Genomic DNA, 17,273 nt, shown 5'->3' on the forward strand with positions numbered 1-17,273 from the left:
AGGCTGCCCACATGAAAACGCCCCAGACAGGTCGGGGCGTTTGCGTGCCGGCGAGCTCGATCAGACGGTCAGCGTCCAATCGTAGTCGACGATCAGCGGCGCGTGCTGGGAGAAGCGCGGCTGCCGCGGCAGGCGTGCGGTGCGCACGCTGCGCCGCATGCCCGGGGTGAGCAGTTGGTAATCGAAGCGATAGCCCAGGTTGAGCATCTCGGCCTGTTCGTTGTCCGGCCACCAACTGAACTGGTCAGCCTCGCGGTTGACCTCGCGCACGGCATCGACGTAACCCATGGTGCCGGTGATCTCGTCCATCCAGGCGCGCTCGGGCGCCATGAAGCCGGGTGATTGCTGGCAGTCGCGCCAGTTCTTCACATCCAGTTTCTGGTGGGCGACGTACAGCGAGCCGCAATAGATGTAGTCGCGGCGCTTGCGACGCTGCTTGTCCAGGTACTTGGAGAAGTCGTCCATGAACTTGAATTTCTGATTCAGGTTCTCGTCGCCGCCCATGCCCGAAGGCAGCAGCAGCGTGGCGATGCTCACTTTGTCGAAATCTGCCTGCAGGTAGCGCCCGTAGCGATCGGCCGTTTCAAAGCCGAGTCCGCTGATTACCGCCTTGGGTTGCAACCGCGAATAGAGTGCCACGCCACCTTGGCTTGGTACTTCTGCATCGCAGGCATAGAGGAAATAGCCATCCAGTTGGAGGGCTTGGTCGTCCAGCTCAAAGGCGGAGGCACGGGTATCCTGCAGGCAGATCACGTCGGCATTCTGTGCTTGCAGCCAACTGAGCAAACCGCGCTCGACTGCAGCATGAATACCATTCACGTTCACACTGATGATCCGCATAAATGGCCCCCAAAAACACGTGCGTGTATGATACCTGAGCTAGACGCCATTTAGTAATTCCAAGCCACATCCAGTGGCGCCTCGGGGTCATTCATGCAAACGTATCAGCGCGATTTCATTCGTTTTGCCATCGAGCGAGGCGTCCTCCGCTTCGGCCAGTTCACCCTCAAGTCTGGGCGTGTCAGTCCATACTTCTTCAACGCCGGGCTATTCGCCAGCGGCCTGGCATTGGCTCGCCTGGGGCGTTTCTACGCGGCGGCTGTGGTCGACAGCGGCATTGACTTCGACGTGCTGTTCGGCCCCGCCTACAAGGGCATTCCGCTGGCGGCCAGTACCGCTGTGGCGCTCGCCGAACACCATGACCGCGACCTGCCCTGGTGCTTCAACCGCAAGGAAGCCAAGGATCATGGCGAAGGCGGCACCCTGGTTGGTGCACCGCTCACTGGTCGAGTGCTGATCATCGATGACGTGATCACCGCCGGCACGGCGATCCGCGAAGTGATGCAGATCATCAAGGCGCAGAACGCCCAGGCAGCCGGGGTGCTGATCGCGCTGGATCGTCAGGAACGTGGCCAGGGCGAGTTGTCGGCCATTCAGGAAGTGCAACGCGATTTCGGCATTCCGGTGGTGAGCATCGTGTCGCTGCAGCAGGTGCTGGAATATCTGGCCGATGATGCTGAACTCAAACAGTACCTGCCTGCTGTCGAGGCATACCGGGCCGAATACGGCATCTGACCCTGGCAAGCCTAGAGAGCGTCTCCCATGCCCCAATCGCCCTTCCTGCGTAGCACCCTCTGGCTTGGCCTGCTGCTGCCGCTATGGGCGAGCGCCAGCGAGCTGTACCGCTATACCAACGCCCAGGGCATCACGGTGATCGACCGGCAGGGCGTGCCCAGCGAGTTCATCGGCAAGGGCTACGAGGTGCTCAACGAACAGGGGCGCGTGGTGCGTGTTGTGCCGCCGGCGCCTACGCCTGAAGAGATGAAGAAACTGCTGGCCGATCGCGAGCGGGCCAAATCCGACGTCCAGTTGTTACGCCTGTACAGCAGTCCCGCGGACGTCGACCGTGCGCGAGCGCGCAAGCTGGCCGAGCTGGATGGGCTGATCGGGGTTGCCAACGGCAATCTGCAGTCGGTACGCCTGCAGCAGGCCAACCTGCAGAAACAGGCTGCCGATCAGGAGCGTGCCGGGCGGCAGGTGCCCGAGCAACTGCTCGCCCAGATCGCAGCCCAGCGTGACGAGCAGGTACGCCTGAGAAAAGACATCGAGCGCCATCAGGCCGCGCGCAAGCAGGCTGAAAACAGCTTCGCCGCTGACCGCTCGAGGGTGGCGGAGCTGCTTGGCCAGGACCGCTAGCGCAGCCGTTGCTCCGCGCAAGCAGGGAGTGCGTGGGGGTTAGCGCCGCGGTGGCACCGACCGGGTGCGGCCACTGCCATCGATGGCGACGAACACGAACACCGCTTCGGTGACCTTGCGCCATTCGCTCGAGAGTGGGTCGTCGCTCCATACTTCGACCAGCATCTGGATCGAGCTGCGGCCGATCTCCAGCGCCTGCGTATAAAAGGACAGCTGTGCCCCGACGGCCACCGGCACCAGGAAGGCCATGCGATCGATGGCCACGGTGGCGACGCGGCCGGCAGCGACCTTGCTCGCCATGGCCGTGCCCGCCAGGTCCATCTGCGAGACCAGCCAGCCGCCGTAGATGTCGCCGAAACCATTGGTTTCGCGCGGCAGCGCGGTGATCTGCAGTGCCAGATCGCCTTGAGGTATCGGGTCTTCCTGTTCGAAGTCTTTCATCTGTTCACGGCTCGCGGCGCGGTGGTGGGCCCCGGTGCATCGGGGGCCGGGAAAGTATACCGGCTGGGTGGCCGCACGGCGACCTCGCTGCAGCGCACGCCCCCTGCCAGCGCCTTCCTGGCTGCGTCATCTAACTGTCATATTGCAGACATAGAGTGGTCATATCGGCTGCTGATACTGGGCCCGGTTCCAACTAACACGACCCAATCAAGTGAAGGCGATTGACCGGGCGCTACGACCACGGCACGTCGACCTTTCATTGATTACCAATCTGCTAGGAGCAAGGCATGAAACTGAAGCGTTTGATGGCGGCCATGACATTTGTTGCAGCGGGCGTTGCCACTGCCAGTGCGGTTGCCGCTGTCGATCCGGCTCTGCCGACCTATGAGCGTATTTCCGGCGTGTCGGGCAACCTGTCCAGTGTCGGTTCCGACTCCCTCGCCAACCTGATGACCCTGTGGGCCGAGAACTACAAGCAGTCCTACCCGAACGTGAACATCCAGATTCAGGCTGCCGGCTCCTCCACCGCACCACCCGCGCTGACTGAAGGCACCGCTAACCTGGGGCCGATGTCGCGTCCCATGAAGGACAGCGAGATCCAGGCCTTCGAACAGAAGTACGGCTACAAGCCGACTGCCGTTCCGGTCGCCATCGATGCCCTGGCCGTTTTCGTCCACAAGGACAACCCGATCAAGCAACTGACCATGCAGCAGGTCGACGCGATTTTCTCCAGCACCCGTCTGTGCGGCGAACCCAAGGACGTGAAAACCTGGGGTGAGCTGGGCCTGAGCGGTGAGTGGGCGTCCAAGCCGATCCAGCTGTTCGGTCGCAACTCGGTATCCGGCACCTACGGCTACTTCAAGGAAGAAGCCCTGTGCAAAGGTGACTTCAAGTCCAACGTCAACGAGCAGCCAGGTTCGGCTTCCGTGGTGCAGTCGATCTCCAGCACCGTCAACGCCATCGGTTACTCGGGCATCGGCTACCGCACCGCCAGCGTGCGCGCCGTTCCTCTGGTGAACAAGCAGGGCGAAGTCGAAGAAGCCAACGAGAACAATGCACTGTCGGGCAAATACCCGCTGGCTCGCTTCTTCTACCTGTACGTGAACAAGGCGCCTAACAAGCCGCTGAGCCCGCTGGATGCCGAGTTCCTCAAGCTGATCCTCTCCAAGCAGGGCCAGGAGGTAGTGGTGAAGGATGGCTACATCCCGCTGCCGCTGAAGGTCATCGAGAAAACCCGCAAGGAACTGGGTCTGTAACCCACCTCCTTTAGGGCAACGGCGAAGCCCGCCTCTCTGCGAGAGGTGGGCTTCGCTGCGTCACCGTGTTGTAACTTTTCTGTCACACAAGCAGGCTAGATTGGCCGGGCTCGTGAAACAGACGAAAAATACGGCGCGCTCATGGCCGCGCAGAGACGCTCTCCACTATGAATGACTTGGCAAGTGAACCCATGACCGCCTCTCCAAATTCTCTCGGGCTGGATTTCAACACTCCCGCTCTGCAACGCAAGCGCCGCATACGCGCCTTCAAGGACCGCCTGGCACGCTGGTGCGTGTCGATCGGCGGCCTGGCGGTGCTTGGCGCCATCACGCTGATCTTCTTCTACCTCGCCTATGTCGTGCTGCCGATGTTTCAGGGCGCCGATCTCGAGAAGCGCGAGGCCGTACAGCCGGCGTGGCTGGCCGATGCCGGCGCCCCGCTGCTGATGTCGCTGGAAGAGCAGAACGAAGTGGGCATGCGCCTGGCGCGCGACGGCAAGATCCAGTTCTTCGATGCCCAGAGCATGGAAGCCCTGACCAGCGTCGACCTGCCGCTGCCTGCGGGCAGCGAAGTGGTATCCGTCGGCCAGGACCAGCCGGGCAGTCACCGCATCGCACTGGGTCTGTCCAATGGCCAGGCGCTGGTGTTCGAACACACCTACCGCCTGTCGTACCCCGATGACGTGAAGACCATCACCCCGTCGATCGTCTACCCCTTCGGCGAAACCCCGCTGACCATCGACCCTCAGGGCCGCCCGCTGGAGCACATGGGCATCAGCTTGAACGGTGGCACCTTGTTGCTCGCCGGTTCGGTGGGCAGTGAGCTGCAGGTGCTGAGCCTGAGCCGCGAAGAAAACCTCATGACCGGCGAGGTCACCAGCAGCGAGGATCGCCTGGCGCTGCCGCAAATCGCCGAGCCGATCAAGGAGCTGATCATCGATCCGCGGCAGCACTGGCTGTTCGTGATCAATGGCCGCGCTACCGCCGATGTCTTCGACCTGCGCAGCAAGACCCTCAACGGTCGCTACAAACTGCTCAACGATGGCACTCGCGAGATCACCCACGCCAGTTCGCTGCTCGGCGGTATCTCGATGCTGACGGGCGACAGCACTGGCGTCATTCAGCAGTGGTTCATGGTCCGTGACGAAGACGGCAAGTCGTCGCTCAAGCCGGTCCGCGAATTCAAGATGGCCGACAGCCCGATCACCCAGATCATTTCGGAAGAGCGCCGCAAGGGCTTCATCGCCCTGGACGCCGAGGGCAACCTGGGCATCTTCCACAGCACCGCACACCGCACCCTGCTGGTCGAGCCGGTTGCCGAAGGTTTCGATACCGCGGCGCTGTCGCCGCGCGCCAACCGCGCCCTGATCGAAGCCAACGGCAAGATCGAGCGGGTACTGATCGACAACCCGCACCCGGAGATTTCCTGGAGTTCGTTGTGGGGCAAGGTCTGGTACGAGAACTATGACGAGCCGGCCTATGTCTGGCAGTCGACCTCGGCCAGCACCGATGCAGAACCCAAGCTGAGCCTGGCGCCCCTGGCCTTCGGTACCCTCAAGGCCGCCTTTTACGCCATGCTGCTGGCGGCGCCGCTGGCCATCGCCGCCGCGATCTACACCGCCTACTTCATGGCGCCGGCCATGCGTGGCAAGGTCAAGCCGGTCATCGAGCTGATGGAGGCATTGCCCACGGTGATCCTCGGCTTCTTCGCCGGCCTGTTCCTGGCGCCCTACGTGGAGGGGCACCTGCCTGGTATTTTCAGCCTGTTGATATTCACACCGATAGGCATTCTGCTTGCCGGCTTCCTGTGGAGCCGCCTGCCCGAGTCGCTGCGCCTGCGTGTGCCGGATGGCTGGGAAGCAGCGCTGCTGATTCCGGTGATCCTGCTGGTTGGTGGCGTGTCGCTGAGCATGAGTGGCCACCTGGAAAACTGGCTGTTCGACGGCAACATGCGCGCCTGGCTGAGCAACGACCTGGGTATTCCGTTCGACCAGCGCAACGCACTGGTGGTCGGCCTGGCCATGGGTTTCGCGGTAATCCCGAACATCTACTCGATCGCCGAAGATGCCGTGTTCAGCGTGCCCAAGAGCCTGACGTTCGGCTCCCTGGCTCTCGGTGCCACACCCTGGCAGACCCTGACCCGTGTAGTGATCCTGACCGCCAGCCCGGGCATCTTCTCGGCGGTGATGATCGGCATGGGCCGCGCCGTCGGCGAGACCATGATCGTACTGATGGCCACCGGCAACACGCCGATCATGGACATGAACATCTTCGAAGGCCTGCGCACCCTGGCAGCCAACGTGGCGGTGGAAATGCCCGAGTCGGCGGTTGGCAGTACTCATTATCGAGTGCTGTTCCTTTCCGCGCTGGTGCTGCTGTCGTTCACCTTCGTCATGAATACGCTGGCCGAGCTGGTGCGTCAGCGCCTGCGCGTCAAGTACGCATCGCTCTGAGGACTGGAAGACAATGTCCGTGAAACAGAACACCTTCAAAAACTGGTGCAAGAGCGGTTCGCCGTGGATCTGGATGAACGCCGGGGCGGTGTCCATTGCCATGATCATGGTGATCGGCCTTCTGGCGGTGATCGCCGTACGCGGCCTGGGCCACTTCTGGCCGGCCGATATCATCGAGGCCACCTACCAGATCCCTGGCCAGGAATCCAAGATCATGGCGGGCGAGGTGGTGCAGAAGGAAGAGATTCCTCGTGCCCGCCTGGCTTCTGCGGGGCTGCCGGTCAACGTCGAGGGCGGCGAGTTCATGACTCGCGAGCTGATCAAGGTCGGCAACCGCGACCTTTACGGTGCAGATTTCTCCTGGGTGGTCGGCGAATGGCTCACCGACCAGCACAAACCGGAAACCCTGAGCGTTTTCGAACGCCGTGAATGGGGTAACTTTTACGGTTACCTGATCAACGTCAAGGAAGAGGGGCGTCTGGTCGCAGAGGGGGAGTCGGCGTGGGCCGAACTGCAGAAACGGCTCGAGCGCGTCGACGAAGTGCACAGCGAGATCGTGCGCCTGGAGAAACGTGACATTGGCCGCATCAATGCGGGCCTCGAGCGTATCCGCCTGCAGACCCGTCGCCTGGAACTCGATGGCCAACTGACCGAGGCCGCCCAGGCCGACCTGGCTGCCGAGCGTGCCCGCTGGGATGCCGAATACAAGGTGCTGGAAACCGAGCTCAACGCCCGCCACCAGCAGTTCAACCGCGACAGCATGACCGTGCGCTCGGCCGACGGCCGCGAGCAGGAAATCAGCCTCGGCCACGTGGTACGTGCGTTCCGGCCGAACGCCATGTCGAACGTCGACAAGTTCAGCTTCTACGGCAGCAAGCTGTGGGAGTTCGTCAGCGAAGACCCGCGTGAGGCGAATACCGAAGGCGGCATCTTCCCGGCCATTTTCGGCACCGTCATGATGACCCTGATCATGGCCGTCATCGTCACGCCGTTCGGCGTGGTGGCGGCGATCTATCTGCGCGAGTACGCCAAGCAGGGGCCGCTGACGCGGGTCATACGAATTGCGGTGAACAACCTGGCCGGCGTCCCGGCGATCGTCTACGGCGTGTTCGGCCTGGGCTTCTTCGTTTACGTGCTGGGTGGTTCCATCGACCGCCTGTTCTTCCCCGAATCTGCCCCGGCGCCGACCTTCGGCACGCCAGGCTTGCTGTGGGCGTCGCTGACCCTGGCACTGCTCGCCGTGCCGGTGGTGATCGTCGCCACCGAGGAAGGCCTGGCGCGTATCCCTCGCGCACTGCGCGAGGGTTCGCTGGCGCTCGGCGCTACCAAGGTCGAAACCCTCTGGCGGGTGGTGTTGCCAATGGCCAGCCCGGCGATGATGACCGGCCTGATCCTGGCCGTGGCGCGTGCCGCTGGTGAGGTGGCACCGTTGATGCTGGTCGGTGTGGTCAAGCTGGCGCCGAGTCTGCCGGTGGATGGCAACTACCCTTACCTGCACCTCGACCAGAAGATCATGCACCTGGGCTTCCATATTTATGACGTCGGCTTCCAGAGCCCGAACGTCGAGGCGGCGCGCCCGCTGGTTTACGCCACCGCGTTGCTGCTGGTAATTGTGATCGCGACGCTCAACCTGACGGCCGTCTACCTGCGCAATCGTCTGCGCGAGAAGTACAAGGCCCTGGATCATTAAGGCGGCTGCAGGCCGTAGCGCAAGGCCAGGTGAAAGCCGGCCGGCACTGCAGCTTGAAGCCTGTAGCCCCGAAGGAGATTACTCATGCAACACGAAACCGCATCTCACGGCATCGACATCTCGGCCCTGGGCCGTGACAAGCAGAGCCTGAACCTGGCCAACGAAACCGTGGCCATCGAAGTACCGGGCCTGAACCTGTACTACGGCGACAAGCAGGCGCTGTTCGACGTCAACATGAACATTCCCAAGCAGCGCGTGACCGCCTTCATCGGCCCGTCTGGCTGCGGCAAGTCGACCCTGCTGCGCACCTTCAACCGGATGAACGATCTGGTCGACGGCTGCCGCGTGGAAGGCGAGATCAACATCGACGGCCGCAACATCTACCGCAAGGGCGAGGATGTTGCCGAGCTGCGTCGCCGCGTCGGTATGGTGTTCCAGAAGCCCAACCCGTTCCCCAAGAGCATCTACGAGAACGTGGTCTACGGCCTGCGCATCCAGGGCATCAACCAGAAGCGCGTGCTCGACGAAGCCGTGGAATGGGGCCTGAAGAGCGCGGCGCTGTGGGACGAGGTCAAGGACCGTCTGCACGAGTCCGCGCTGGGCCTGTCCGGTGGCCAGCAGCAGCGTCTGGTGATCGCCCGCACCGTCGCGGTACAGCCCGAAGTGCTGTTGCTCGACGAACCCTGCTCGGCACTCGACCCGATCTCCACCCTGAAGGTCGAGGAGCTGATCTACGAGCTGAAATCCAAGTACACCATCGTCATCGTGACCCACAACATGCAGCAGGCCGCGCGAGTGTCCGACTACACGGCCTTCATGTACATGGGCAAGCTGATCGAGTTCGGTGACACCGATGCGCTGTTCACCAACCCGGCCAGGAAGCAGACCGAAGACTACATCACCGGCCGTTACGGCTGAGGCCAGGGCACTGACGTTTCGGGCGCGCGGGGCGTAGTCGTACCGCCAGCGCACCCATCGCCAGCAACATTTTCCGGCCTAGTGCCAAGACAAACGAGGAGGGTGCGGGGCCGTCCAGGCTGTGCGCACCATGGCCACTCAAGCCGTAGCTTTCGCGGAGCGAGACAAGATGATCAACAAAGACAGCCTGACCCACCACATTTCCCAGCAGTTCAACGCCGAGCTGGAAGAAGTGCGCAGCCACCTTCTGGCCATGGGGGGCCTGGTCGAGAAGCAGGTCAACGATGCGGTCACGTCGCTGATCGAGGCCGATTCCGGCCTGGCCGAGCAGGTCCGCGAGATCGATGACCAGATCAACCAGATGGAGCGCAACATCGACGAGGAGTGCGTACGCATTCTCGCCCGTCGCCAGCCGGCGGCATCGGATCTGCGCCTGATCATCAGCATTTCCAAGTCGGTGATCGACCTGGAGCGCATCGGCGACGAAGCCACCAAGATCGCCAAGCGTGCCATTCTGCTGACCGAGGAAGGCGAATCGCCGCGCGGCTACGTCGAGGTTCGCCACATCGGCGACCAGGTACGCAAGATGGTCCAGCAGGCGCTCGACGCTTTCGCCCGTTTCGACGCCGACCTGGCGCTGTCGGTGGCGCAATACGACAAGACCGTCGACCGCGAATACAAGACGGCCTTGCGTGAACTGGTCACCTACATGATGGAAGACCCGCGCTCGATCTCCCGCGTGCTCAACGTGATTTGGGCCCTGCGCTCGCTCGAGCGTATCGGCGACCACGCGCGCAACATTGCCGAACTGGTGATCTATCTGGTGCGCGGTACCGACGTCAAGCACATCGGCCTGACCCGCATGCAGGAAGAAGTGCAGGGCGGCGCCAAGGAGTGATGCCGGTCGCCGCGGCGTGCCGCGCAAGGTTGGACGGCCGCTGCCGCCTGCCCTCCTGCGCGTGGCGCCGACGCGTTACGCTTTAGTGTTGGCCTTAGGCTGGTGCTCCCGACTATGCTAATGAGCATTCGAGGGAGTGGTCGATGAGCAAAGTCAGTGTGCTGGTGGTGGACGACGCCACCTTTATCCGCGATCTGGTGAAGAAGGGGCTACGAGACCACCTTCCCGGCATTCAGATCGAGGAGGCGGTCAATGGGCGCAAGGCCCAGCAGGTGCTCGGGCGTAGTCCGATCGACCTGATCCTCTGTGATTGGGAAATGCCGGAGATGTCCGGTCTTGAGCTGCTGCAGTGGTGCCGCGAGCAGGAGTCGCTGAAAGGCGTGCCGTTCATCATGGTCACCAGCCGTGGCGACAAGGAGAACGTCGTGCAGGCCATTCAGGCTGGCGTCTCGGACTTCATCGGCAAACCGTTTTCCAACGAGCAGCTGATCACCAAGGTCAAGAAAGCCCTGCAGCGCGCCGGCAAGCTGGCTGCGCTGATGTCCGCTGCGCCGCCGAAAATGCTCGGCAGCGGCGCCTTCGCCAATGATTCTCTGGCTGCCCTGACGGGCGGCAAGACCGATGTGGTGCGTCCCGCCGCCGCCGTGCAGCCAGCCGCCGCATTCAGCGCCAGCCCACCGGCGAGCAAAGCGGCACCCAGCACGCCGATGGGCCGCAGCCAGGGGCAGTTGCGCCTGCCGGGTGGCACCATGGCGTGCGTGGTCAAGGCCTTGAGCCTCAAGGAGGCGCTGTTGGTGGTCAAGCGTGGTGACCTTATTCCCCAGGTGCTGGAAAGCGTGGTGCTCGACCTGGAACAGGGCGAGTCGTCGGAAGTGGCGCGCCTCAACGGTTACCTGCACAGCGTGGCGGCGTTCGAACCCAAACCGGACAGCGAGTGGCTGCAGGTCGTGTTGCGTTTCGTCGACCGTGACCCGCAGAAGCTCGACTACCTGTCGCGGCTGATCGCCCGTGGTACCACCCAGAAGCATTTCACCCCTGGCGGCTGAGCCACATCGGGTTGCAGCGGCTGCGTAAAAAAGGCCGAGTCGCATGAGCGCTCGGCCTTTTCGCTGCCTGACTTCTGCTAGGCCACGTTGTGCAGGTGCGGCTGCCAGGAGTCCGGAATCTGCTCCAGGCGCGGGTAATTGATCGCCTCCAGTTGCAGGTGCGGCAAGAGAAACGGCGTATGCCGCAGGTGCTCGGGCAGGCTGCGCAGTTCCGGAATCCACAGGCTGACGTACTCGCCCTGCGGGTCGTACTGGCGAGCCTGCTTGAGCGCGTTGAACATGCGCTTGAGGCGGGGATCGCTGCCCACGCCGGCGAGGTAGGCCCAATTGCCCCAGTTGCTGGCGGGGTCATAGTCGATCAGGTGCTCCTCGAACCAGGCAGCGCCATGGCGCCAGTCCTGCTGCAGGTCGCTGACCAGATAACTGGCTACCACCTGTCGACCACGGTTGGACATGAATCCGGTGGCGATCAGCTCGCGCATGTTGGCGTCCACCAATGGCATGCCAGTGCGCCCCTGGGTCCAGTGCTCGAAGCGCTCGTCGACCTGCCGCGGCGCGCGCTCGGTCGCCTTCAGTCCGCCCGCTTCGAACAGCGCCTGACCGTGGCGTTGCAGCGTGCAGCGGAAGAATTCGCGCCACAGCAGCTCCAGCCATAGCCAGTAGGTGGACTCGTTGGCACCGTAGAGTGCTTCATGGCGGCGCAGCTCCGCAGCCGTGCGTCGCGGCGACAGGCTGCCATTGGCCAGCCAGGGCGAGAACTTGGAGGAATACTCGCTGCCGATCATGCCGTTGCGGGTTTCTTTGTAGTTGCGCACGCCCTGGCTGTCCCAGAGGTAGTCACGCAGGCGTGCCTGGGCGGCAATTTCACCGCCCGAGAAGGGGAACGCGCTGGGCGCGATACTCGCGGCATCGCCCAGACCGAACTGCGACTGGGTTGGCAAGCCGAACGCCGCCGCATCGGCACCGTCTGGCAGCGGCGGCAGCAGCTCCGGCGCCGGCTGGGGCTGGAACACGTACTGGCGTGTTTCGATCAGCGCCCTGAACTGGCTGTACACGGCTGGCAACTGGGCGAGCGGGCAGGGCAGTTCGGCTTTACTGAACAGGCCGTTGCCCTGTGCGGTGCGCAGCGGCACGCCGCCCAGGCTGTCGCGCACACGGCTCAGCACGGCCAGCTCCTGAGGGGCGATCTCGTCGAGGGTCAGCACCTGCTGCAGGTCGAACTGTTCGACCATCTGCACGACCACCTCTTCCGGCTTGCCGGTCACCACCAGCAGCCTGGAGCCGCGCTGGCGCAGAGCGCTGTCGAGCGCCGCCAGGCTTTCCAGCAGGAACCGCGCACGGTGCACACCGATGCGCCGGCTGCCGAACTCGTCGAGTTGCAACATGGCCGGGTCGAGCACGTACAGCGGCAACAGGTGGTTGGCGCTCAGGGCTGCCTGCAGGGCGGGGTGATCATCGAGGCGTAGGTCCTGTTTGAACCAAAGCAGCGCGCGCATGGCATGTTCCCTCATGGTTGACCGCATATGGATCGCAGTGAGGTACGACAAGTTCAGCGCCGTCCGGCGGCATTCAATGGCTGACGACGGCGCATTGCCGACTGACGCGGGCAGTCGCAGCCACTAGACTGTGCGGCTGTTCCCAGGAGCCCTAGTGCATGGACATCGTCAGCATCGCCATTCTGATCTTTCTGGTCACCGACCCGTTCGGCAACATCGCCATCTACATCGCTGCGTTGAAGAACGTCGCCCCCGAGCGCCGCTTCCGGGTCGCCGCCCGCGAGCTGCTGTTCGCACTGGGCCTGCTGATGCTGTTTCTTACCTTTGGTGACAAAGTGCTCAGCGGGCTGGGCCTGTCACGCGAGGCAACCGCGATTGCCGGAGGTATCATCCTGTTCGTCATTGCCATGCGGCTGATTTTCCCCAGCCCGCAGGGGTTGCTGGGTGATGTGCCGGATGGCGAGCCGATGCTGGTTCCGCTGGCCACCCCCGCCGTAGCCGGGCCCTCCGCCCTGGCCGTGCTGATGACCTTGCGCAACACCCACGAGGGCCAACTCTGGGAGCTTTACGTGGCGGTGTTGCTGGCTTGGGCCGCCACCGCCTTCATCCTGCTGCAGGCATCGACGCTGCAGCGGTTCCTTGGCCCTCGCGGGCTGATAGCAGTGGAGCGACTGATGGGCATGCTGTTGATCATGCTCAGCGTCGACATGCTGCTGGACAATCTCCAAAGTGTATTGCATATCCAGCCATGAAATTCTTCAGCCTTGCCTTGTTCACCCTCCTGCTGACCGCCTGCAGCAGCGGCCCGCGCATCGACCACAGCTACACCGCCAGTGGCCAGAGCAGCCGCGTGCAGTACATCGTGCTGCACTACACCTCGGCCGACCTGCCGCGCTCTCTGGAGCTGTTGACCAAGGAAGAAGTCAGCGCGCATTACCTGATCAATGCCGTGCCGCCGACCATTTATCAACTGGTGGACGAAAACCGTCGTGCCTGGCACGCGGGCGTCAGCGAGTGGCAAGGGCGCACCTGGCTCAACGGCACCACCATCGGTATCGAACTGATCAATCAGGGCTATTTCGACACGCCCAGGGGCCGTTACTGGCAGCCCTATGCCCAGCAGCAGATCGACACGCTGATCATACTGCTCAGGGACATCATGCAACGTCATCAGCTGCCGCCAGGCAGCATCATCGGGCATAGCGATATCGCGCCGCAGCGCAAGGTCGATCCGGGCCCGCTGTTTCCCTGGAAACAGCTGGCCGATGCCGGCCTGATGCCCTGGCCGGATGCAGCCGCGGTCGCCCGTGAGCAGGCTGCGTTCAGCGTCGCCCCGCCGAGCATCGAGTGGTTTCAGCGGCAGTTGGCCGAGCAGGGCTATGAGGCGCCGACCAGTGGGGTGCTCGACGAGGCCACGCGCAACGTGATTCGCGCCTTCCAGATGAAATACCGGCAAGCCCTCTACGATGGTCAGCCGGATGCGGAAACGGCAGCACTGCTGCTGGTGCTCAACCGCATGGCCAAATCCTGAGGGTGTGGTAACGGGCCCAGGCACCACCTGAACGGGTGCCCGGGCCTGGCTGGGTTACAGGGGCAGCGCCATATGAAAGCGCGCGCCCAGGCCAGGCTGGGACTCTGCGCCGATTCGGCCGCCATGCAGCTGGATGATTTCCTTGCACAGCGCCAGCCCCAATCCGGCGCCGCCTTTCTTGCGACCGATCTGTACGAACGGTTCGAACAGCCTGGCCTGCTGGCCGTAGGCGATGCCCTCACCCTGATCTTCCACGCTGATTAGCAGGCGATCATCCTGGCGCTGGGCCAACAGGCGGATGGTTCCGGCTTCCGGGCTGTGGCGCAGGGCATTGTCGATCAGGTGGTCGAGCACGCGGTCGATCTGTGCGCGGTCGAGATGAATACGCGGAAGCGCCTCGCCGGTCTCGAGCATCAGGTCGACCTGCCGCGCTCGGGCTTTGCCGGCGTGCCGGTTGACCGCCTGCTCGAGCAGGTCGGGAATGTCGCAGGGCGCCAGTTCGAGCTTCTGCACGCCGCTCTGGTAGCGGGAGAAATTCAGCAGGTCCTCGATCAGGTGCACCAGCCGTTCCATTTCCTCATCTACGATGCGCACCAGATCGGCTTCGCGCGATTGCTCGGCAAACGTGCTGCGCTCACGTAGCAGCCCGAACGCCATGTGCATCCCGGTGACCGGCGTGCGCAGTTCGTGGGAGGCGCGTAGTACGAACTCGTTGCGAGCACGTTCGAAGGCACGTTGTTCGGTGACGTCGTGCAGGACCATGACCGCACCGAGGATGTGCCCCTGGCTCTGGCTGACCGGCGTAAGGCTGTAGTTGAGCAGACGGGTCTCTCCGTTCGCCTCGACCTGTAGATCCGCCAGCCGCTGCTCAAGGCTATGGCCCTGCAATACATGCTGCAGCTGATCATCGAGCTCAGGCCGCGCCAGGGCCTCGCTGGGGCTCTGGCCCAATGGTTGGTCGTGCCAGCCTAGCTGACGCTGGGCAACCGGATTGAAATGCTCAAGCAGGCCGTCCCGGCCGAAAATCAGCAAGCCATCGTCGATGCTGTCCAGTACCGCCTGGAGGCGATGCTGCTCAGCCATCAACGCTTCGATATTGCTGCTCTTGAGCTGGCGCAGGCTCTCGGCCATGAGCCCGAAACGACGGCTTAGGGCGGACAATTCGGCTACCGGGGTAATGGGCAGCGTGACCTGGAAATCGCCCCGGCCGATCTGGTCGGCGGCGCGAGCCAGCGCGTCGATGGGCTGGCCCACTCGCTTGGCGATGGTGTGTGCAGTGATGAAGCCGATCACCAGTACGGCGAGGCCTACCAGCCCCAGTAGCCCGGCGATCAGCCAGGCACGCTCGCGGGCGTGAACCTCGGACTCCTGCACGGCCTTCACATAGCTCACTTGCAGGGCATTGAGGCGGTCGCGCACGGTCTCGATGGTCTTGGCGAAATCATCGTTGGTCAGCAGCTGGTGGCGTACGGTCATGGGGTCGTCGAGCAGGCTGCCGAATTTCTGGTATGCCGCCTGGATCTCGAGGATTGCCTGGCGATCAGTCTCGGTCACGCTGTTGTGCAGACCATCACGGATCCATTCACGGATACGCTGATCGGACACCTTCAGGCTCTGCACCGTATCCTCGTTGAAGTCCTCGCCGAGCATCAGGAACAACTGCTTGCCCAGCTCCTGGCGCAGGTCGAGGCTGTCACTGATGACGTCAAGGTTGTGCGCCAGCGTACGGCTTTGCGACTGGGTCAACTGCAGCACGCTGAAAATGCCCAGGATCAACCCAAGGAGGGCGACCGTGAGCAGGGCGCTGGTGCTGAGAAACAGCTTGCTGCGCAGTTTCACAAGCCGAGCTGCTTACGCTTGCGGTACAGCGTCGAGGCGTCGATGCCCAGCGTCTTGGCCGCTTGGTCGAGGGTGTCGCTGTTGGCCAGGACTGCCGAAATATGTGCCTTCTCCAGCTCTTCCAGGCTGAGGTCGGCCCCTACACGCGGGGCGCTGCTGGTGGTTGGCGCGCTCATGCCCAGGTGTGCGACATCCACCCACTCGCCGGGGCAGATGATGCTGGCGCGTTCGATGACGTTGCGCAGCTCGCGGATATTGCCGGGCCACTGGTAATCGAGCAGGGCCTTGAGCGCCTCTTCACTGAAGCCCCTAGCCGGGCGCGCGTAGTCTTTGACGAATCGCGCCAGGAAGCGGTCCGCCAGGGTCAGGATGTCGTCTGCGCGCTCACGCAGGGGCGGCAGATTGAGGGTGATGACGTTCAGACGGTACAGCAGATCCTCACGGAAATGCCCTTCCTTGACCATTTCGGCCAGGTCGCGGTTGGTGGCCGCGAGGATGCGTACATCAGCGTGACGGGTCACCGGATCACCGACCCGCTCGTATTCCTTGTCCTGGATGAAACGCAGCAATTTTGGCTGCAGTGTCAGGGGAAAATCGCCGATCTCGTCGAGAAAAAGAGTGCCGCCATCGGCCTGGTTGACCCGGCCAAGGGTACTTTCGCTAGCGCCCGTGAAGGCGCCGCGGCTGTGGCCGAACAACTCGCTTTCCATCAGCTCGGCAGTCAGCGACGGGCAGTTGATGGTCACGCAGGATTTCTTGGCCCGACGGCTCCAGCCATGGATGGCCCTTGCCAGCTCACCCTTGCCGGTGCCCGACTCGCCGAGGATCAGGATGTTGGCGTCGGTAGCCGCGACTTGCCGCGCGGTTTCCAGAATCGCCATCATCGCCGGGCTGTGCGAATCGATGCCGTCGCTCGGCTTGCGCACTTCCCCTTCCAGCGCTTCCAGGCGGGCGGAAAGTTGGCGCACCTCCAGTTGTTTGGCTGCTGCCAGGCGCAGTTGATCCGGGCTGCACGGTTTGACCAGGTAGTCGGCGGCGCCGGCCTGCATCGCATCCACGGCGCTGTCGATGGCCGAATGCGCGGTGACGATCACCACGCGCATCCAGGGCGCCAGGATGCGCATTTGCGCAAGCACGTCGAGGCCGTTTTCGTCCCCCAGGCGCAGGTCGAGAAAGCACATGTCGAACACCTGCCGTTGCAGCAGCGACTCGGTTTGCGCGGCGCTGTTGGCGGTGGTGACCTGGTAGCCCTCGTCCTCCAGGCAATAGCGGAAGGTACGCAAGATAGCCGCTTCGTCGTCGACCAATAGAATGCGCCCGCTCTGACCCGTTGCTTCCATTTCGTGCTCCGTGGGGGTGAATGGCAGAGATTAGTCCAGAAATCTTCGTGCAAGTTGCACGGCCAGTATGACTCCATCTTGCATCGTGCAAGCGGCTGGCTGCCATGCGTTGGAGTTAAACGGCTGATTTTAGTTGGTTTTTATTTTTTTTGGTGCTGGCACAACGCTT

Annotated in this window: 15 protein-coding genes; 10 read left to right on the forward strand and 5 right to left on the reverse strand. The window is 63.1% G+C overall.

Annotated features, from left to right (window positions below; translation table 11 throughout):
- Nucleotides 1-60: 60 nt before the first annotated feature.
- Nucleotides 61-840, reverse strand: coding sequence for a catabolite repression control protein Crc (gene crc, locus ACZ0AV_RS15095; protein WP_042555958.1), 780 nt, complete (start codon nt 838-840; stop codon nt 61-63).
- 93 nt (nt 841-933) lie between these two features.
- Here crc and pyrE point away from each other — a divergent pair, with 93 nt between their 5' ends.
- Both pyrE and ACZ0AV_RS15105 read left to right on the forward strand, forming a co-directional pair.
- Nucleotides 934-1,575 carry an orotate phosphoribosyltransferase gene (pyrE, locus tag ACZ0AV_RS15100; protein WP_499151781.1) on the forward strand — a complete coding sequence of 214 codons (642 nt, stop codon included), beginning with the start codon at nt 934-936 and terminating at the stop codon, nt 1,573-1,575.
- A gap of 27 nt (nt 1,576-1,602) precedes the next feature.
- A complete protein-coding gene (locus ACZ0AV_RS15105; protein ID WP_499151782.1) occupies nt 1,603-2,196 on the forward strand; it encodes a DUF4124 domain-containing protein in 594 nt (197 codons plus the stop codon).
- 39 nt (nt 2,197-2,235) lie between these two features.
- On the opposite strand, the gene ACZ0AV_RS15110 is transcribed toward ACZ0AV_RS15105, so the two are convergent.
- On the reverse strand, nt 2,236-2,637 hold the full coding sequence (locus ACZ0AV_RS15110) for an acyl-CoA thioesterase (protein WP_042555961.1): 402 nt from the start codon (nt 2,635-2,637) through the stop codon (nt 2,236-2,238).
- A 287-nt stretch (nt 2,638-2,924) separates the two neighbouring features.
- Between ACZ0AV_RS15110 and ACZ0AV_RS15115 the strand changes: the two genes are divergently transcribed.
- From ACZ0AV_RS15115 to ACZ0AV_RS15140, 6 genes are all read left to right on the forward strand, one after another.
- Entirely contained in the window at nt 2,925-3,893 is a 969-nt protein-coding gene (locus ACZ0AV_RS15115; RefSeq protein ID WP_499151783.1) for a PstS family phosphate ABC transporter substrate-binding protein, read from the forward strand.
- A gap of 167 nt (nt 3,894-4,060) precedes the next feature.
- Nucleotides 4,061-6,346 (forward strand): ABC transporter permease subunit, encoded by a 2,286-nt coding sequence (locus ACZ0AV_RS15120; RefSeq protein WP_499151784.1) that lies wholly within the window; start codon nt 4,061-4,063, stop codon nt 6,344-6,346.
- A gap of 13 nt (nt 6,347-6,359) precedes the next feature.
- Nucleotides 6,360-8,036 carry a phosphate ABC transporter permease PstA gene (gene pstA, locus ACZ0AV_RS15125; RefSeq protein WP_499151785.1) on the forward strand — a complete coding sequence of 559 codons (1,677 nt, stop codon included), beginning with the start codon at nt 6,360-6,362 and terminating at the stop codon, nt 8,034-8,036.
- Nucleotides 8,037-8,120: 84 nt separating this feature from the next.
- Nucleotides 8,121-8,954: a phosphate ABC transporter ATP-binding protein PstB gene (gene pstB, locus ACZ0AV_RS15130; RefSeq protein ID WP_499151786.1), complete on the forward strand. Its 834-nt coding sequence runs from the start codon at nt 8,121-8,123 to the stop codon at nt 8,952-8,954.
- A gap of 169 nt (nt 8,955-9,123) precedes the next feature.
- Nucleotides 9,124-9,852, forward strand: a complete 729-nt coding sequence (gene phoU / locus ACZ0AV_RS15135; RefSeq protein ID WP_499151787.1) for a phosphate signaling complex protein PhoU — start codon at nt 9,124-9,126, stop codon at nt 9,850-9,852.
- A gap of 143 nt (nt 9,853-9,995) precedes the next feature.
- Nucleotides 9,996-10,898 carry a response regulator gene (locus tag ACZ0AV_RS15140; RefSeq protein ID WP_499151788.1) on the forward strand — a complete coding sequence of 301 codons (903 nt, stop codon included), beginning with the start codon at nt 9,996-9,998 and terminating at the stop codon, nt 10,896-10,898.
- Between the two features lie 77 nt (nt 10,899-10,975).
- On the opposite strand, the gene ACZ0AV_RS15145 is transcribed toward ACZ0AV_RS15140, so the two are convergent.
- On the reverse strand, nt 10,976-12,394 hold the full coding sequence (locus tag ACZ0AV_RS15145) for a DASH family cryptochrome (protein ID WP_499151789.1): 1,419 nt from the start codon (nt 12,392-12,394) through the stop codon (nt 10,976-10,978).
- Nucleotides 12,395-12,552: 158 nt separating this feature from the next.
- Here ACZ0AV_RS15145 and ACZ0AV_RS15150 point away from each other — a divergent pair, with 158 nt between their 5' ends.
- Nucleotides 12,553-13,146 carry a MarC family protein gene (locus ACZ0AV_RS15150; RefSeq protein WP_499151790.1) on the forward strand — a complete coding sequence of 198 codons (594 nt, stop codon included), beginning with the start codon at nt 12,553-12,555 and terminating at the stop codon, nt 13,144-13,146.
- On the forward strand, nt 13,143-13,925 hold the full coding sequence (locus tag ACZ0AV_RS15155) for an N-acetylmuramoyl-L-alanine amidase (protein ID WP_499151791.1): 783 nt from the start codon (nt 13,143-13,145) through the stop codon (nt 13,923-13,925). Before ACZ0AV_RS15150 ends, ACZ0AV_RS15155 begins: the two co-directional genes overlap by 4 nt.
- A 54-nt stretch (nt 13,926-13,979) precedes the next feature.
- Here ACZ0AV_RS15155 and ACZ0AV_RS15160 read toward each other — a convergent pair whose 3' ends face one another.
- Both ACZ0AV_RS15160 and algB read right to left on the reverse strand, forming a co-directional pair.
- The gene (locus ACZ0AV_RS15160; protein WP_499151792.1) at nt 13,980-15,764 is read right to left on the reverse strand and encodes a KinB sensor domain-containing domain; all 1,785 of its coding nucleotides are present in this window, start codon (nt 15,762-15,764) and stop codon (nt 13,980-13,982) included.
- The gene (gene algB, locus ACZ0AV_RS15165) at nt 15,761-17,104 is read right to left on the reverse strand and encodes a sigma-54-dependent response regulator transcription factor AlgB (RefSeq protein ID WP_499151793.1); all 1,344 of its coding nucleotides are present in this window, start codon (nt 17,102-17,104) and stop codon (nt 15,761-15,763) included. The genes ACZ0AV_RS15160 and algB overlap by 4 nt, the downstream gene beginning before the upstream one ends.
- Nucleotides 17,105-17,273 lie beyond the last annotated feature (169 nt).

This window comes from Pseudomonas sp. AC532 (genome assembly GCF_979258965.1).

What these genes read in the sequence shown, in the direction of transcription:
- crc (WP_042555958.1), bottom strand. Translation starts at nt 840, where the DNA reads ATGCGGATCATCAGTGTGAACGTGAATGGTATTCATGCTGCAGTCGAG.
- pyrE (WP_499151781.1), top strand. Translation starts at nt 934, where the DNA reads ATGCAAACGTATCAGCGCGATTTCATTCGTTTTGCCATCGAGCGAGGC.
- ACZ0AV_RS15105 (WP_499151782.1), top strand. Translation starts at nt 1,603, where the DNA reads ATGCCCCAATCGCCCTTCCTGCGTAGCACCCTCTGGCTTGGCCTGCTG.
- ACZ0AV_RS15110 (WP_042555961.1), bottom strand. Translation starts at nt 2,637, where the DNA reads ATGAAAGACTTCGAACAGGAAGACCCGATACCTCAAGGCGATCTGGCA.
- ACZ0AV_RS15115 (WP_499151783.1), top strand. Translation starts at nt 2,925, where the DNA reads ATGAAACTGAAGCGTTTGATGGCGGCCATGACATTTGTTGCAGCGGGC.
- ACZ0AV_RS15120 (WP_499151784.1), top strand. Translation starts at nt 4,061, where the DNA reads ATGAATGACTTGGCAAGTGAACCCATGACCGCCTCTCCAAATTCTCTC.
- pstA (WP_499151785.1), top strand. Translation starts at nt 6,360, where the DNA reads ATGTCCGTGAAACAGAACACCTTCAAAAACTGGTGCAAGAGCGGTTCG.
- pstB (WP_499151786.1), top strand. Translation starts at nt 8,121, where the DNA reads ATGCAACACGAAACCGCATCTCACGGCATCGACATCTCGGCCCTGGGC.
- phoU (WP_499151787.1), top strand. Translation starts at nt 9,124, where the DNA reads ATGATCAACAAAGACAGCCTGACCCACCACATTTCCCAGCAGTTCAAC.
- ACZ0AV_RS15140 (WP_499151788.1), top strand. Translation starts at nt 9,996, where the DNA reads ATGAGCAAAGTCAGTGTGCTGGTGGTGGACGACGCCACCTTTATCCGC.
- ACZ0AV_RS15145 (WP_499151789.1), bottom strand. Translation starts at nt 12,394, where the DNA reads ATGCGCGCGCTGCTTTGGTTCAAACAGGACCTACGCCTCGATGATCAC.
- ACZ0AV_RS15150 (WP_499151790.1), top strand. Translation starts at nt 12,553, where the DNA reads ATGGACATCGTCAGCATCGCCATTCTGATCTTTCTGGTCACCGACCCG.
- ACZ0AV_RS15155 (WP_499151791.1), top strand. Translation starts at nt 13,143, where the DNA reads ATGAAATTCTTCAGCCTTGCCTTGTTCACCCTCCTGCTGACCGCCTGC.
- algB (WP_499151793.1), bottom strand. Translation starts at nt 17,104, where the DNA reads ATGGAAGCAACGGGTCAGAGCGGGCGCATTCTATTGGTCGACGACGAA.